At 67.3% G+C, this 15,010-nt stretch carries 11 protein-coding genes; 2 read left to right on the top strand and 9 right to left on the bottom strand.

Annotated elements, in window-relative coordinates; genetic code table 11:
* Positions 1 to 3: 3 nt before the first annotated feature.
* The 3 genes from AC1DEZ_RS15355 to bcsN are packed head-to-tail and all read right to left on the bottom strand — an operon-like array spanning position 4 to position 5,493.
* Positions 4 to 2,460: a cellulose biosynthesis cyclic di-GMP-binding regulatory protein BcsB gene (locus AC1DEZ_RS15355; protein ID WP_441510511.1), complete on the bottom strand. Its 2,457-nt coding sequence runs from the start codon at positions 2,458 to 2,460 to the stop codon at positions 4 to 6.
* Positions 2,457 to 4,640 carry a UDP-forming cellulose synthase catalytic subunit gene (gene bcsA / locus AC1DEZ_RS15350; protein WP_441510510.1) on the bottom strand — a complete coding sequence of 728 codons (2,184 nt, stop codon included), beginning with the start codon at positions 4,638 to 4,640 and terminating at the stop codon, positions 2,457 to 2,459. Before bcsA ends, AC1DEZ_RS15355 begins: the two co-directional genes overlap by 4 nt.
* Before the next feature lie 25 nt (positions 4,641 to 4,665).
* Positions 4,666 to 5,493, bottom strand: a complete 828-nt coding sequence (gene bcsN, locus AC1DEZ_RS15345) for a cellulose biosynthesis protein BcsN (protein WP_441510509.1) — start codon at positions 5,491 to 5,493, stop codon at positions 4,666 to 4,668.
* Between the two features lie 540 nt (positions 5,494 to 6,033).
* Here bcsN and AC1DEZ_RS15340 point away from each other — a divergent pair.
* The gene (locus AC1DEZ_RS15340) at positions 6,034 to 6,318 is read left to right on the top strand and encodes a hypothetical protein (RefSeq protein WP_441510508.1); all 285 of its coding nucleotides are present in this window, start codon (positions 6,034 to 6,036) and stop codon (positions 6,316 to 6,318) included.
* An 85-nt stretch (positions 6,319 to 6,403) separates the two neighbouring features.
* Here the strand turns inward: AC1DEZ_RS15340 and AC1DEZ_RS15335 are convergent, their stop codons facing one another.
* Both AC1DEZ_RS15335 and AC1DEZ_RS15330 read right to left on the bottom strand, forming a co-directional pair.
* Positions 6,404 to 6,646, bottom strand: a complete 243-nt coding sequence (locus tag AC1DEZ_RS15335) for a DUF2934 domain-containing protein (RefSeq protein ID WP_441510507.1) — start codon at positions 6,644 to 6,646, stop codon at positions 6,404 to 6,406.
* Between the two features lie 141 nt (positions 6,647 to 6,787).
* A complete protein-coding gene (locus AC1DEZ_RS15330; protein ID WP_441510506.1) occupies positions 6,788 to 7,810 on the bottom strand; it encodes a bile acid:sodium symporter family protein in 1,023 nt (340 codons plus the stop codon).
* A gap of 97 nt (positions 7,811 to 7,907) precedes the next feature.
* Between AC1DEZ_RS15330 and AC1DEZ_RS15325 the strand changes: the two genes are divergently transcribed.
* A complete protein-coding gene (locus AC1DEZ_RS15325; protein WP_441510505.1) occupies positions 7,908 to 8,807 on the top strand; it encodes a LysR family transcriptional regulator in 900 nt (299 codons plus the stop codon).
* Here the strand turns inward: AC1DEZ_RS15325 and AC1DEZ_RS15320 are convergent.
* From AC1DEZ_RS15320 to AC1DEZ_RS15305, 4 genes are all read right to left on the bottom strand, one after another.
* Entirely contained in the window at positions 8,804 to 10,756 is a 1,953-nt protein-coding gene (locus tag AC1DEZ_RS15320; RefSeq protein ID WP_441510504.1) for a MacB family efflux pump subunit, read from the bottom strand. The two genes, AC1DEZ_RS15325 and AC1DEZ_RS15320, sit on opposite strands and share 4 nt — an antisense overlap.
* Positions 10,757 to 10,758: 2 nt before the next feature.
* Positions 10,759 to 11,964 (bottom strand): efflux RND transporter periplasmic adaptor subunit, encoded by a 1,206-nt coding sequence (locus tag AC1DEZ_RS15315; protein ID WP_441510503.1) that lies wholly within the window; start codon positions 11,962 to 11,964, stop codon positions 10,759 to 10,761.
* Positions 11,961 to 13,385, bottom strand: coding sequence for an efflux transporter outer membrane subunit (locus tag AC1DEZ_RS15310; RefSeq protein WP_476779892.1), 1,425 nt, complete (start codon positions 13,383 to 13,385; stop codon positions 11,961 to 11,963). The genes AC1DEZ_RS15315 and AC1DEZ_RS15310 overlap by 4 nt, the downstream gene beginning before the upstream one ends.
* Positions 13,386 to 13,531: 146 nt before the next feature.
* Complete coding sequence (locus tag AC1DEZ_RS15305; protein ID WP_441510501.1) at positions 13,532 to 14,965, bottom strand: NAD-dependent succinate-semialdehyde dehydrogenase; 1,434 nt, start codon at positions 14,963 to 14,965, stop codon at positions 13,532 to 13,534.
* Between the last annotated feature and the right edge of the window lie 45 nt (positions 14,966 to 15,010).

The following is a 15,010-nucleotide window of genomic DNA, read 5'->3' as shown; positions in this document are numbered from 1 at the left end:
GGATCACGATCGACGCCCCAACCGCCGGAGCATCAGGGATGTTCCGATGCCAAGGCCGATGCAGGCCGTGAGCAAAGCCAATGCATAGATGCCGATATTGCTCGACATCCAGTTGGCGAAGACCAGGCGCATATTCGTCAGGCTGAACGGCCGTGTCATGACGAAGGAGGTGCTGTCGGCCGAGATGATGTGCGCCTCCTGGGCGCCTCGGAACGCGGTGATCTTGCCGGCCATGGCCGCCCAGTTTCCGGGCGAGACGACCCTGTCCACCGTGCTTTCCAGAGCCTCTTCGCGGCGGGCGATAAAGGCGGTCCAGACCTGTCTCGTCTCCGGATCGGCGGCCTGCGCGACAATCAGGTCAGTGCCTTCGGCCGGCTCGTAGAGCGTCGGCGCACGCGAGGGCGCGCGCAGCTGCGCGAAGGAGAGATCGAAGGTTCGCTGGAGCCACTGATCGAAGGCGATGAAGTAGCGGGCAAGAGGGCCGCCCAGCGAGCCGCGCCAGCGGTCGCGCACGGCCTCGGTGGTCGGAGCTGCTCCGCCCGAGGCTTCGGGCGTCGCCTGCCGGCCCTGCAACCGGTTGATCACGGCGTCAAAGACGGCGGCGCCCTCCGCATCCGGCGTCACCACCACGGCGTCCGAGCGCAGCGGCCAGGTGGCACGGACATTGTCGGCAATCCCGACGCGCGGGAGCATCCCGGCCGGCAGCTGGCCGGCGGCGCCGACGATCAGGACCGGCCGGTCGCCGACAGCAGCCGGACCGGACAGCACCTCGACGGTGAGCGGCCTGCTGGCCCGCTGGGCGATGCGCGCCAGCAGCGTACTCGCGGCGCTGAGATTGGTGGCATCCTGCCGGCCCATGATGAGGGCGACCTGCGATGCGACCGAATAGGGAAAGCCGGTGCCGGCTGCCGCCGCGAGATTGGGGCTGACCCCGATCTTCGCGAAGTTCGGAACGGACAGCACAGTGGTGTCGAACAGCGCGAAGCGGCTCTTGCCGGGGAGCGTCGCGCCAGGCCCGCAGCTCAGGTCCGACTTGGCTACGGTGACCGCCTCGAACCAGATCTCGTTGACGCCCGGCCGGAAATGCCGCAGCGGCACGGTGATCGGGAATTGCTGGAACAGCCCGCCCGTCACTGCATTGAGCTGCAAGGTCGCGGCGACGTTGCCGTTGACGAAGATCTCGATATGGCTGTCGCCCGGAAGGACTTCGTCCGAATAGGCGCCGTCGAGATAGAGCGTCGCCTCGCCGTAGGCGTTGGCGTAGAAGTCGCCGGGCATCGCGACGACGGCCCGCACCCGCATGCGCCGGCCGGACGATTCCTGCGTGGGGATGCCGAGCTCGGAAAACCGCACCACCTGCCGGTCCGCGACGAAGGGCGCATCCGGCACATGCCAGCTCGCCGTATCCATGGTCTTGCGATTGATGTTGGCCGGCCTCGAGACGGGGGCGGTCAGCAGCTTGCCGACGATCGCGTCGATGTCCGGCCAGTTCGCGCCCGTCACGAGCAGCATGTCGGTGCTCTTCTTCGGGCTCGGCACGAAGCCGAGGAAGCTGCGTCCGCCGGCTTCGGTGGGCAACCCGCCGAGCAACGCACGGATCTCGTCGTTCGTGCCGAGTGCGACGGTCAATGTGCCCGGCCGGGCACGTTCGGGCAGGCGTTCCGAGACCTTCACTGCGACCTGGCCGTATCGCCCGCGCAGGGCAAGGGCCTGCGCCACGGCGAAAATGCTGTTCGCGGCAATCGCGCTCGCTGCGCCGGGGGCGACGATGACGATCGTGGTCTGGCCGCCCTCGTCGGCGCCGATCGCCGGCAGATCGTCGAGGCTGCGCAGCCGGAACTGCTGCGCCGCCGGTCCCTTGAAGGTCAGCCGGGTGCCCGCGCCGTCGATGCGGGTCCACAGCTCATAGGTCGAAGCCACCGTGCAATCCGTGCGATGGCGCTGCAGGGCTTCGAAGCTGATCGTATTCAGCCCCGGCCTGAGCAGGCCTTTGCGAACCGCGACCGAGGTCTGCTTCAGGCGGTCGGACGATGCGATCGGCATCTCGATCACCCGTTCGCCATTGAGGCGGACGGCCAGCCGGGAAACCTCCGGCATCACGACCAGTGCATTCTGAAAGGCGATATCGAGATTGGGATCGGCCGCCGCCTCGTCCTGCGTCAGGTAGAAGGCCCAGCTGCGTGTATCGCTCTCGCCTTCGAGCATGACGCGCGGTGCCGGCAGCAGCGGCTTGAAGGCGAAGGCCGGAGCCGGCGATGGCGCCACCGGCTCCCGGGCCGGAGGCGGGGCAGGGCTCGCCGCGGGCGGCGGTTCGGCCGGCTGCGCGCCGGGCGGCGCAATCATGAAGGGGGCCGGACCGGGCACCGTCGCTGGCGCCTCCTGTGCCGAGAGCCGCGGGAGGAGGCCCTGCGTCAGTGTGGCAACCGCGACTGTGAGGAGGGTGAGCGGGAGCCGTCTCATTCCGCCGCTCCGGTGCGCGTGGACGACCGTGAAAACCGGTAGAGGCCGAAGAAATAGGACAGGCCGCGGCTCGTCTGAAAGGCCGCCATCCGCAGGAAGCGGATCGTGCCGTAGATCACCCCCATGTTCTGCCGCCGCGACTTCTGGAACTGGCTCCAGTTCTCGGCGTCGGAGAAAGCGAGATCGGCGATGATGCGGCTGTGCAGCGGTTCGGTCGGCTGGTAGCTGCAGCCGAGCAGAAGACCCTTGTCGTCGGGAGCGACGCGCATGACCCGCAAGGGCAGGGATCCACGCGGCATGTCGATGGTCGTTTCGAACGACACCTGCCCCACGCTGCCGATCGACACCTTGTCGAGGTCCCTGGACAGTACCCGGATGGCGATGCCGTCGACGGATACATTCTCCGTCACGACCGGGGCGATGTGGCCGTCGATGCTGATCTCGCCGCGCCGCTTCACCGGGAAGCGCCGGGCGGCGCGCCCTTCCGGCCGCTCGGAGACGACGCCGAGCGCGCAGCCCGCCATCAGCAGGTTGAGGATGTTCCACAATCCGACGACGAGGGTCGTGTCGGCATTGTAGGGCTCCGCGATCATCCGCCAGTAGGTCGCGATGACGCCGAGGAACAGCACGGCGAAGATGATAAAGAACGGCTTGCCGAGCTCGGAGACGCGCCGCTGCTCCAGGGATTCGTTCTTGGCCGTGACCTTGAAGGTCGGCTTGGTCGGCCTGAGCAGCACCGAGATCACCGCCGGCAGCAGATAGACCGACTGGATGAATTCGTAGAGTTCGGAGATCCAAGGCCAGCGATAGCGGCCGTAGAGGTAGTTCTGCATCATCAGGTTCACCGCCATGTAGCTGAGCACATAGGCGATGAACTCGGCGCCGGAGGCGGTGAAGATCTCCAGGCCGAAGAACAGGTAGAACAGCGGCGCGATCAGGAAGGTCAGCCGCGCGAAGGGGAAGAGCCAGAACAGGGCGGAGGACGAATAGCAGAGCCGCTGCGGCAGGGAGAGGCCGCGCTTGAACATCGGGCGATGGAACAGCAGGATCTGCATCATGCCCTGCGCCCAGCGCGAGCGCTGGCCGATGAAGCTGGTGAAGGTCGCCGGTTGCAGTCCTGCGATCAGCGGCTTGTCGACATAGACGCTGTGCCAGCCGGTGGCATGCAGGGTGATCGCCGTCTCGGCGTCCTCCGTGATGCTCCTCCCCGAGAAGCCGTTCGTCGTCTGCAGGGCTACGCGCCGCAGGACCGCGGCCGAACCGCAGAAGAAGGACGCGTCCCATTTGTCGAGGCCGCGCTGGATGATGCCGTAGAACATCTCGTTCTCGGACGGCATCGTCTTGAAGGTCTTGAGGTTGCGTTCGAGCGGGTCGGGATTGATGAAGAAATGCGGGGTCTGGACCAGGAAGAGCTTCGGATCCTGGCCGAAATAGCCGACTGTCTCGGTCAGGAAGCTGCGTGCCGGGGCGTGGTCGGCGTCGAAGACGACGATCAGTTCGCCCTGCGAATGGGCGATGCCGTTGTTGAGGTTGCCGGCCTTGGCGCTGATGTTGCGCTCGCGCGTCAGGTAGGAGACGCCAAGCCCATCGCAGAGCTTCTGCAGTGTCGCCCGGCGCTCCTGGGCGGCGCTGGCAGCAACGAAATTGTCGGCGTTGCACTTTTCGTCGGTGCCGCCATCGTCGAGCAGGTACACTTTCAGGCGGCCGGCGGGATAGTCCATCGCCAGCGCCGCCGAGAGCGTGGTCGCCAGCAACTCGGCATCCTCGTTATAGGAGGGTACGAAGACGTCGACCGTGGGCGCGCTCTGCGGATCGATCGGCGGTGCCTTGCGGCTCGGCTGGGGCATGGCCACGACGAACAGGCTGAGGAACAGCATGCCAATGTTGTAGAGTTCGGCGAGGTAAACGATCAGGCCCGGAATGAAATCCTCGAGCTGGTTGACCGGAGGCAGGGTGCTCGTGGTGCGCCAGTAGATATAGCGCAACACGATTGCCGTCCCCAGGCCCAGCGCGATCAGCCTCCAGACGCCGTAAGGCCTCAGGAATTTGAGGATGATCATCGCGCTCACCACGATCGCACCGGCGATCAGATGCGCCTGCAAGCTGATCGGCAGCGTGATGAGCGCGACGACCACGATCGCTGTGATGGCCCAGAAGATGACGTAGCATGCTGTTCGCATGGGCGTTCGGCAATCCGGATCGTGTTCAGGGCGCGGGCGGGGGTGGGACGGTCGGATATCCTTCGAGAGGCTTGTCCGGGATCGGCTCGGGAGCTTCCTGCACGCGGCGCTCGCTTCGCGGCGCCCGGACCGGGCGCGGCCGGGCGGCGGGGGCCTGCTCGAAGGCATCGGGAGCAGAGGCCTGCGGCACCGGATAGATCGGCGCTCCGGCCTTGCCGAGTTCCGGCGCAGGCGACGGCGCATCGCCGATCGGGCTCCAGCCCGTACGCCGCAGCGAGGCGTTGATCGAATAGCTGTAGGCGAGGCGCAGCAGCGCCGCCTCGGTGGCGACGGGGTCGCAGACCCTGATGCGGACCGAAATCACGCCCGATCTCGGCATGAACAGGCTGTCGCCGCTCGCGATGCGCTGCCAGGCATAGAGGCAGGCTTCGCCGCCTACTCCGCGCCCGAACGCATAGCTGAAGGGGCCGTATTTGTTCTGGACGAAGACGGCTGCGGGCGCCATGGCGATTCCGGGCAGGCGCTCTTCCATTTCCTGGGCAATGGAGAAGTCGTCGATACCCGGTTCGCGCAGCAGATTGCCCTCGACGCCGAGCCTGTCGGGCAGATCGGTGACGGTGAAGAAGGCGGCATGGATGGCATTTTCACCCGGCGTGCGGCCGCGCGTCGTCAGCGAAATAACCTGCGAGACGGCATTGTCGTAGCTGCGTTGCGTGACGCCGGTCACAGGGAGGCTGCCGGGCGGCGGCAAGACCATCGCCCTGCCGACATCGACCGTGATGGACCGCGACGCGATCATCAGCTCGGAATCGGAAAGCTTCTGCTCGCCGCAGCCTGCGATCGTGAAAAACAACCCGGCCGCCGCGGCGGACATCGCCACATGACTGAGTGTTGGACGTCGCACCGTGGGGTGTACGGGCGGTAGCTGCCTCGAAACACTCATTGGCGTGCCGTTCGATGTCTGCTCGGCATCGTCATATCGCGACCATTGGTTAACACAGGTTAACGCATAGTTAACTGTGGCCGCGCGGCTGTGAGCCGACGGTCAGCCTGAACTCCCCCCCTTCCGCAATACAGATGATTCGCGGGTTCATTCCAACTGTGGATCGCTTTCGATTGCGACAGCTCAAAGAATGTTCGCGAGTCGACCGATGAACACAGATCGGCTACCGGCCGGCAAAGATGATTCGCGGTGGCACGGTTTTTTCTTTCCGGCGCATCGGAAAACCGTGCCCGGCATTGCTCCGCCGCGGTCGAATCAACCCGAAAACACCTGTGGAGAACAGAGATGCCCGGCTAAGCGAAGCCGGGAGGCGGTGAGATGCTGCCGCCATATCCTCTCATATGCCCGAACGGGCTTGCACCGCTGCGCGGGGCACGGCAACAATGGCTGATGATCAGGATATCGATAGCTGCAAGCGTGGTCGCCATCCTCGTGGCAGGCTGCGTCTCATCCCAGCCCCGTGCGGTTCCGGCTGCTTCGGGCGGCTCTGCCAAGCGGATCGTCCGCGACAGCGCACAGCTCATCCTCCCGGACGGTACGCGGGTGAACCCGGACTCGACCGGCGGCTTCGAGCTGCCCAATGGCGATTACGTCAAACGCGATCCCGGCGGCGCGCTCATTCTGCCCACGGGCGCGCGCTGCCTGCCGGATCAGGGCGGCTATCTCTGCCCCTGATCACGACAAAGCCCTTCCGGGCCGATAGGTCGGCCCGGTCGCAAAGTTAGGTCATTGGCTGGTCCGGACGGGCAGCGGCGCCGTCTCAGGTGCTCTGCCGACGCGAGGTCTTCCCGGCCGAAGCTTGCTTTGACGGCATCTCGGCAGCCTGCTGGCCTGACGGCCGCGAGACGTTCTCATCCTCCAGCACGTGGTTGTGGCTGCGATAGGCCCAGATTTCCTTGGCCGCGTCCCAGTGCTCGCGGTCACGCCCCTCGGGCTGGCCGTCCTTGATCCACAATGCGTAGGCGATCTTCCTGATCTCGTGCTGGGATTTCTCGTCCTGCATGTCGCGTCTCCATGATGGTTCCCCATTCGCGGGGGATCCTGGTTTCGGAGAGGGCAACGGCTTCAGCCGTGCACGGGATCAACGAGGTTCGCGAAGCGCTGTTCCCTCTGCTGGTTCGAAAGATCGCGTGCGAAGCGATGCTCAGGCTTTCGCCGGAGCAAGCACCGGTTCGCCGGGCGCCTTCGTCTCGGGCTTGGCCGGGCGGCGCGCATAGCGTTGCGCCAGCACGGCGCAGGCGAAGAGCTGAGCCTGATGGAACAGCATCAGCGGCAGCACGATCAGGCCGAGCGCCTGACCGGGGAAGAGGATATTCGCCATCGGAATGCCGCTCGCCATGCTTTTCTTCGAGCCGCAGAAGACGATGGCGATCTCGTCCTCCTTGGAGAAGCCGAGACGGCGGCTGGCGAAGGTCGTGATCACCAGCACGGCGGCGAGCATGACGATGTCGAGCCCGATGACGAGGCCGAGGTCGGCGAGCGTGACCTGCGACCAGATGCCGGCGACCATGCCCTCGCTGAAGGCGGCGTAGACGACGAGCAGGATCGAGCCGCGGTCGACCAGCGAGATCGGCGCCTTGTGGCGCTGCAGGAACGGCCCGATCCAGCGACGCAGCAATTGCCCGGCGACGAAGGGCAGCAGGAGCTGCAGCGCGATGCTTTCGACGGCGCGTGTGCTGAAGCCACCGCCCTTCGAATCGAGCAGCAGCACGACGAGCAGCGGGGTCAGCACCATGCCGAAGAGGTTGGAGACGGAGGCGCTGCACAATGCCGCCGCGACATTCCCGCGGGCGATTGAGGTGAAGGCGATCGAGGATTGCACGGTCGAGGGCAGGATGCAGACGAAGATCAGCCCTGCTACCAGTTCCGACGGCAGCCAGTTGCCGAAGGCGCGGGTGAGAATGAGCCCGAGAACCGGAAAGAGCACATAGGTGCTGGCGAAGACGAGCGACTGCAGTCGCCAGTGCAGCAAGCCTTCCCAGACTGCCACCGGCGACAGGCGCGCGCCGTAGAGGAAGAACAGCAAGGCGACCGCCACCGAAACGGCGTCATTGGCGACTTCCGCGCCGACGCCGCGTGCCGGCAGCACGGCTGCGACCGCGACCGTCGTCATGAGCGCGATGAGATAGGGGTCGATGCCGAAGCGGGCGAGCGTGCGGCGGATCATCTGCGGTCCTTCCGATTGGATGCAGCCTTGTAATCCCTTTCATGTTCATTTTGATCCGGACTGGACATGATATCGCTCATCATGGATCGTGATTGGCATGGAACTGGACAAGAAGCCGCTCGATTCCGTCCTCCTGCAGAGCTTCCTCAAGGTCTGCGAGACGCTGAGCTTCACGGAAGCCGCGCGCCAGCTCGGCCTGCGCCAATCCTCGGTCAGCCAGCACGTCGCGCGGCTGGAGAAGCGGGTCGGGCGACGCTTGCTGGCGCGCGACACGCATGAGGTGCGCCCGACACCGGACGGCGACGCCATTCTGCCCTTCGCGCGAGAAGCGCTCGATGCTGGTCGTCGGATCGAGCGCTATCTCGAAGGTTCGACCCTGCGTGGGCGGCTCAGGCTCGGAGTCTCCGAGGATTTCGCCTACACGGCGCTGCCGGACATCCTGGCCGAGTTCGCCATGCAGCATCACGCAGTCGACCTGGAGCTGACGGTGGGCCTCAGCGGCTTGCTCTACGAACAATATGATGCCGGCGATCTCGACCTGATCTTCGCCAAGCGCCGCAAGGGTGACGCGCGCGGCGAGGTCGCCTGGCAGGAACGACTCGTCTGGGTCGGGCGTCCGGGCGCGCGGCTCGCCGAGCAGCGCGAGGTGCCGCTGGTGCTCTATCCGCCGCCGAGCATCACGCGCGTCCATGCGATCGAGACGCTGGAGCAGGCGGGGCGACCCTGGCGCGTCGCCTGCACCAGCGGCAGCTTGGCGGGCCTTCGCGCGGCAGCGGTTGCCGGGCTCGGCATCACCGCCCATTCGGCGCGGTTGATCCCGCCGGGGCTTGCCGAGGTCGAGCCGCGCGAGGTGCTACCAACGCTCGGGACGATCGAGTTCGTTGTTATCGGCGGCCAGTCGCATCAGGAGGCGGCGCGGGCGCTGGCAACCAGCATCCTGTCGAGCGCCGGGCGCATCCTGCCGGAAGCTCCTGCGCGGCGCGGGCGAAAGCCCTAGTCCCGCGCCAACGCGACCACCGGGTCTAGACTCGCGGCGTTGCGGGCCGGCAGGAAGCCGAAGGTCAGGCCGATCAGCGTCGAGCAGGCTATGGCAGCTACGAAGGCCTCGCCCGAATAGATGAAGCTCACCTGCGAGCCCGAAGCCTCGAAGGCGAAGCCGATGGCGAGCGCCATCCCGATGCCGAGCGCGCCGCCGATAAAGCAGACCAGCGAGGCCTCGATCAGGAATTGCTGGAGAATGTCGCTGCGGCGCGCGCCGACAGCCATGCGCAGGCCGATCTCGCTGGTGCGCTCGATCACCGAGACCAGCATGATGTTCATCACGCCGATGCCGCCGACCAGCAGCGAGATCACCGCAATCGAGGAGATCATCAGCGTCATCGTCGCGGTGGCGCTGGTGATGGTGTTGCGGATCTCGTCCTGGTTCAGGATGAAGAAGTCCTTGGCGCGGTGGCGGTGGGTCAGGAGTTCCGTCACGGCTTCCTGCGCGGCGGCCATCGGTGTCTCGTCGTCGACGCGCAGCGTGATGCTGCGTAGCGAGAGGTCGCCGAGGAAACGGCCCTGCACGGTGGTGTAGGGCAGGAAGACCTGCGGGTTCTGGCTGCCGCCGAAGCCGCCCTGCTGCTGGCGGATCACGCCGACGATGCGGCAGGGCACCGAGCCGATCAGGATCACCGTACCGATCGGGTTCGCCCGTCCCTGCGGGAAGAGCACGCCCAGCGCGTTCTCGTCGATCACCACGTCCTGCGCGAGCGTGCGGACATCCGCGGCATCGAAGAAGGAGCCGCGCGTCAGCACGCTGCCGCGCACGTCGAAATAGCGCTCGCTGACGCCGTTGACCTGCGCGGTGGCCTCGACATTGCCGAAGCGGATCGTCGCGCTCGTCGTCACCGTCGGCGTCACGCTGGCGGCATAGGGCTGGCCGGCGAGGACCTGGGCGTCGAGCACGGTCAGGGTCCGCACGCGGCCGGAGCGCAGATCGCCAAAGCCGGCGCCTGGGAAGATCTCGAGCGTGTTGGTGCCGAGGCCGGAGATGTTCTGCAGCACATTGCGCTTGGCGCCCTCGCCGAGCGCGACGACGCTGACCACGGCGGCGATGCCGATGACGATGCCGAGCATGGTCAGCGTCGTCCGAAGCTTGTGGGCGGCCATGGCGCGCACCGCCATGCCGAACGCCTCCTTCAGCCGGCCGAAGACGGCGCGCAGGCGCCCCGCCGGCGGCGGGACAGGAGAGGGCGGAGGCACCTTTTCCGAGCGCGGCGCCGTGCGCCGGTCGGCGATGATCCTGCCGTCGCTGAGCTCGATGATGCGATGGGCGCGGTTGGCGACATTCATGTCGTGGGTGACGAGAATGACGGTGTGCCCCTCGCGGTTTAGCTCCTCGATCAGGGCCAGCATCTCCTCGCCGCTCTTGCGGTCGAGCGCGCCGGTCGGTTCGTCGGCGAGGAGGACGCGTGCGCCGTTCATCAGGGCGCGTGCCACCGAGACGCGCTGCTGCTGGCCGCCGGAGAGCTCGGAGGGGCGATGCGTCTTGCGGGGGCCGAGACCGAGCCGGTCGAGCAGCGTCGCGGCGCGCTTCTCGCGCGGACCCGGCGGAATGCCGGCATAGATCGCGGGGACCTCGACATTGGCGAGCGCGGTCAGCTCGGAGAGCAGGTGATAGCGCTGGAAGACGAAGCCGAAATATTCGCGCCGGAGTCGGGCGAGTTCGTCCGGGTCGAGGTCACGCGTCGGCCGGCCGTCGATCTCGTAGGTTCCGCCGGTCGGCCGGTCGAGGCAGCCGATGATGTTCATCAGCGTCGACTTGCCGGAACCGGACTGGCCGACGATCGCGACCATCTCGCCCGCCTCGATCACGAGATCCGCGCCGTCGAGCGCGGCGACGGTCGCCTCGCCGGTGCCGAAATCGCGCCGGACGCCCGCGAGACGGATGAGCGGCACGCCCATCGTCAGAAACCGAAGGGCGAGCGGGAACGGCGTGCCGGGCGGGTCGCGTCGGCGCCGCCGCCGCTGCGCGCAGTGACGACGCGCTCGCCCGCCTTCAGGCCTGTGGCGATCTCGGCGACGATCTTGTTGTCGAGACCGATCGTGACCTTGCGCTGCTCCACCTTGCCATCCTCGCCGAGCACCTCGACGAAGGCGTTGGGGCCGCGGCGGCGGATGGCTGTCGAGGGGATGGTGACGACGTTCTGGGCCCGGCCGACGATCACCGTGACCTGCGCGGTCATCGAGGTCAGCAGGCGGCCCTCGGGATTCGGCACCTCGAAGAGGGCGTTGTAGTAGACCGCGCTGGTGCTGGAGGCCGAAGAGCTGCTGCTCGCCGTGGAGGACGAGGTCGTGTTCTGCGTCTTCAGCGTGTCGGGCGCGGGCTCGACGAAGGAGATCTTGCCGGGGAAGCGCTGCTCGGGCGCGCCGAGCACGCTGAAATACACCTCCTGCCCGGCCTTCACCCGCAGCACGTCGGCTTCGGAGATCTTCGCCTTGACCGTCATGGTCGAGACGTCGCCGAGCACGACGACGGTGGGCGCGGACTGAACGGCGTTTACCGTCTGGCCTTCCTGCGCGACGAGGGCGAGGACCGTGCCGGCGCTCGGCGCGGTGATGCGAGTGTAGCCGAGATTGGCCCGGGCGGTCTCGACCTTGACCTGGCCCGAGACGATCTGGGCGTCGAGCGCCTCGATCTGGGCTTGCGTCGTCGAGACGGTCATCTGCGCGTTCTCGTAGGCGTCGCGGGAGACGGCGTTCTGGCCGACCATCAGCTTCTGGCGGGCGAGCACGGCCTCCGCATAGGCGAGGCTGGCGGAGCGCTCGGCGCGCTGCGCCTTGAGTGCGGCAAGATCGGCTTCGGCCGAGCGCAACGTGTTCTGCTGGGTAATGCCGTCGATCTCGGCGATCAGGTCGCCTGCCTTGATGTTGTCGCCGAGCTTGACCTTGAGCGAGACGACGCGGCCGGTCGCTTGCGAGCCGACGCTGACCTGCCGGACCGGTTCCAGCGCGCCGGAAGCGAGCACGGCTTCCTCAACATTGCCCATCGCTGCCTCGACGGTCGGCAGGTTGACGGTTTCAGCCGGTGCGGGCTGTCGTGCCTGCCAGAGGTAGTAGCCGCCGACAGCGGCGACGATCAGGGCAGGGAGCAGGAGGCGGCGCGGCCTCATGGTTGCGGTTCCTCTACGGGAATAAGGCGTAGGCGCGGCCCGGTTTCGCCGTCGATCACGGCCGGCGCCGAGACTTCGACGGGCCTGAGCCAGCCGCCGCCGAGCGCCTTGTTGAGAGCGATGAACTGTGTCGCGAGCGTGACCCGGCTTTGGATCAGCGCCTCCTCGGCGCCGAACTGGGTGCGCTGCGCCTCGAGCACGTCGAGGAAGCTCGCATTGCCGGAGGTGTAGAGCGCGCGCGAGAGCTGCGCGGCTTGGGTCGAGGCCTGGGCGGCTTCCGACAGGCTGCCGAGCCTGATCCGCTCCTGCCGCAAGCCCACAAGGCTGTCCTCGACGTCCTGCAACGCGGTCAACACCGTCAGCCTGAACGCCGCGTCCTGCCGGTCGCGCTGGGCCCTGGCCGCATCGACGGCCGCCGCGAGCTCGCCGCCGTTGAAGATGGGGACGCTGAGGCTCGGGCCGATCGTCCAGCCGATGGCGCTGTTCTTGGCGAGATCGCCGAGCTTGAGCGCCGAGGTCGAGATGTTGCCGGTCAGCGAGACCGAGGGATAGCGGTTGGCCTCCGCCTGGCCGATCCGCGCCGTCGCCTGGGCGAGCAGGCGCTCGGCCGAGCGGACATCGGGCCGGCGACGCAGCACGTCGGCAGGAATCCCGGTGCGCGGCGGGGCGGGTGTCGCGGGGACTGCGGCTGCGCGCGCAAAATAAGGCGCCGTCGCCGCCGGCGGGCGCCCGATCAGCACGGCCAGGCGATGCTGGTTCTGGGCGAGCGAGGTTTCGAGCAAGGGGATCTGCGATTCCGTGCTCGCGGCCTGGGCGGTGGCCCGGGAGGTGTCGATGGCGGAGATGTCGCCGGCGCGGAAGCGCGTGCGGGTCAGCGCCTCAGTCTCACGTTGCGTTTTGGCCGTGCTGCGGGCCAGCGCGATCCGCGCCTGCAGGCCACGCGCCTCGACATAGGTCGACGCAACATCGCCGATCAGTGTCAGCATTGCGCCGTCGAGGTCGTCGAAAGCGGAATCGGTGCCATAGGTCGCGGCCTCGACGGCGCGATCCTGTGCGCCGAAGAGGTCGATCTCCCAGGAGGCATCGAAGCCGGCGCGGAAGCTGTTGCGCGTCACGATCGCAGAGCGGGAGCGTATGGCGGAGGCGTTGCCGTCGACCTGCGGGAAGAGCGCGCCGACCGCCTGCTCGCGCGTGGCCCGGGCCTCGCGGATGCGGGCCTTGGCCTGGGCGACGTCGAGATTGCCGGCGATGGCCTGCTCGACCAGCGCGTTCAGCGTCGGGTCGCGCAGGGTGCGCCACCACTCGCTCGGTTTCGGCGCCTTCGGCCCGCTATTCGCAGCGCTCCAGCGTTGCGGCAGGTCAAGCGTAGGTGGCGTGTAGTCCGGCCCCACGGCACAGGCGCCGAGACCCAGCGCCAGCATCAAGAGGGGAGCGGGGCGAATCATCGCGGCCAGAATGACGGGAAAACCCGAGGCCGCCAGCCTTTCACCCCGTCCATGCGCAATATTTCGTCCCTACGGCGATCCCGCCAGAAGGATAGCCGGTCAGGTTGCCCGGCGCATTGCGGCTATATGACCATCCGGTGCGACAGCGTCTTGACGGTCATGTAATGGGCCAGCCCTTCGGCGCCGCCCTCGCGGCCATAGCCGCTATCCTTGACGCCGCCGAACGGCACTTCGGCGACGGAGGCCTCAAGTGTGTTGATCGACACGTTGCCCGCTTCGATACCTTCGGCGAGTTGGTCGGCGCGCGCCGCAGAGTGCGTGAAGCCGTAAGCCGCGAGGCCGAAGGGCAGGGAATTGGCCTTCTCTATGGCTTCCTCGACCGTGCGGACGGGATTGATGATCGCCATCGGCCCGAAGGGCTCCTCGCGGAGCGCGCGGGCGTCGTCCGGCAGCTCCGTGAGAACGGTCGGCGGAAAGAAATACCCGCGATTGCCGAGGCGCTCGCCGCCGGTCAGAACGCGCCCGCCACGGGCCCGCGCATCGGCGGTCAGCGCTTCCAGCGCCTCGATGCGGCGATGGTTGGCGACAGGCCCCATCTCGGTCTTCGCGTCCAGGCCGTTGCCGACCGTTACGGCCTGCGCCCTCTCGACGAAGGCCTTGGTGAAGCGTTCATAGATATCCTGCTGCACGAAGAAGCGTGTCGGTGAGGTACAGACCTGGCCGGCATTGCGGACCTTGCGGGTGGCCGAGAGATGGGCTGCGGCAATGGGGTCGACATCGTCGCAGACGATGACCGGGGCGTGGCCCCCGAGCTCCATCAGCACCGGCGTCATGTGGCGCGCGGCCAGTTCGGAGAGGTGCTTTCCGACCGCTGTCGAACCGGTGAAGGCGACGAGGCGGGTCTGCGCCTGCGGGATGAGATAGCCGGAGATTTTGGCGGGGACGCCGAAGACGAGGTTGAAGGCGCCGGGCGGCAGGCCGGCATCGTGCAGCGCACGCGCGATATGGAGGGCGCCGGCCGGGGTCTCCTCGGCCGCCTTGATGATGATCGAGCAGCCCGCCGCGAGCGCGCCCGCGATCTTGCGGCAGGGCTGGCTCATCGGGAAATTCCAGGGCGAGAACGCCGCGACCGTGCCGACCGGCTGATGGGTGACGATGTAGCGGATGCCGGGCTCGCTCGGCACGACGCGGCCATAGGCGCGCTGGCCCTCGGCCGCGTCCCATTCGAAGAATTCGCAGCCTCTGATCACCTCGAGCCGGGCTTGGGCAAGTGGCTTGCCGTGCTCCATCGTGATCGAGTGGGCGATCTCTTCGACGCGCTCGCGCATCAGCGCAGCCGCCTTCAGCATGATCTCGGCGCGGATGCGCGGCGCCACGCGGCTCCACACCTTGAAGCCTTCCGCGGCGGCGGCGAGCGCATCGTCGAGATCGGCATGGGAGGCGAGGGGCACGGTGCCGATGACGCTTTCGTCGGCCGGATTGATCACCGCCTGCTCTTCCGCCGTCTTCCGCCAGGCGCCACCGATATAGAGCTTGAGATCGGGATAGGTCGTCATGAAAGCCTCGGCTGGCGGTGCGTTCAGCGGTCTGTTCGGGTGGTT

This window comes from Allobosea sp. 10L422 (assembly GCF_056395345.1).
Note: the sequence above shows the minus strand (reverse complement) of the source record. Positions and strands in the feature narration are given on the sequence as shown.

What these genes read in the sequence shown, in the direction of transcription:
- AC1DEZ_RS15325 (WP_441510505.1), top strand. Translation starts at nt 7,908, where the DNA reads ATGGAACTGGACAAGAAGCCGCTCGATTCCGTCCTCCTGCAGAGCTTC.
- bcsA (WP_441510510.1), bottom strand. Translation starts at nt 4,640, where the DNA reads ATGCGAACAGCATGCTACGTCATCTTCTGGGCCATCACAGCGATCGTG.
- AC1DEZ_RS15340 (WP_441510508.1), top strand. Translation starts at nt 6,034, where the DNA reads ATGATCAGGATATCGATAGCTGCAAGCGTGGTCGCCATCCTCGTGGCA.
- AC1DEZ_RS15315 (WP_441510503.1), bottom strand. Translation starts at nt 11,964, where the DNA reads ATGAGGCCGCGCCGCCTCCTGCTCCCTGCCCTGATCGTCGCCGCTGTC.
- AC1DEZ_RS15355 (WP_441510511.1), bottom strand. Translation starts at nt 2,460, where the DNA reads ATGAGACGGCTCCCGCTCACCCTCCTCACAGTCGCGGTTGCCACACTG.
- AC1DEZ_RS15310 (WP_476779892.1), bottom strand. Translation starts at nt 13,385, where the DNA reads ATGCTGGCGCTGGGTCTCGGCGCCTGTGCCGTGGGGCCGGACTACACG.
- AC1DEZ_RS15320 (WP_441510504.1), bottom strand. Translation starts at nt 10,756, where the DNA reads ATGGGCGTGCCGCTCATCCGTCTCGCGGGCGTCCGGCGCGATTTCGGC.
- AC1DEZ_RS15305 (WP_441510501.1), bottom strand. Translation starts at nt 14,965, where the DNA reads ATGACGACCTATCCCGATCTCAAGCTCTATATCGGTGGCGCCTGGCGG.
- AC1DEZ_RS15330 (WP_441510506.1), bottom strand. Translation starts at nt 7,810, where the DNA reads ATGATCCGCCGCACGCTCGCCCGCTTCGGCATCGACCCCTATCTCATC.
- AC1DEZ_RS15335 (WP_441510507.1), bottom strand. Translation starts at nt 6,646, where the DNA reads ATGCAGGACGAGAAATCCCAGCACGAGATCAGGAAGATCGCCTACGCA.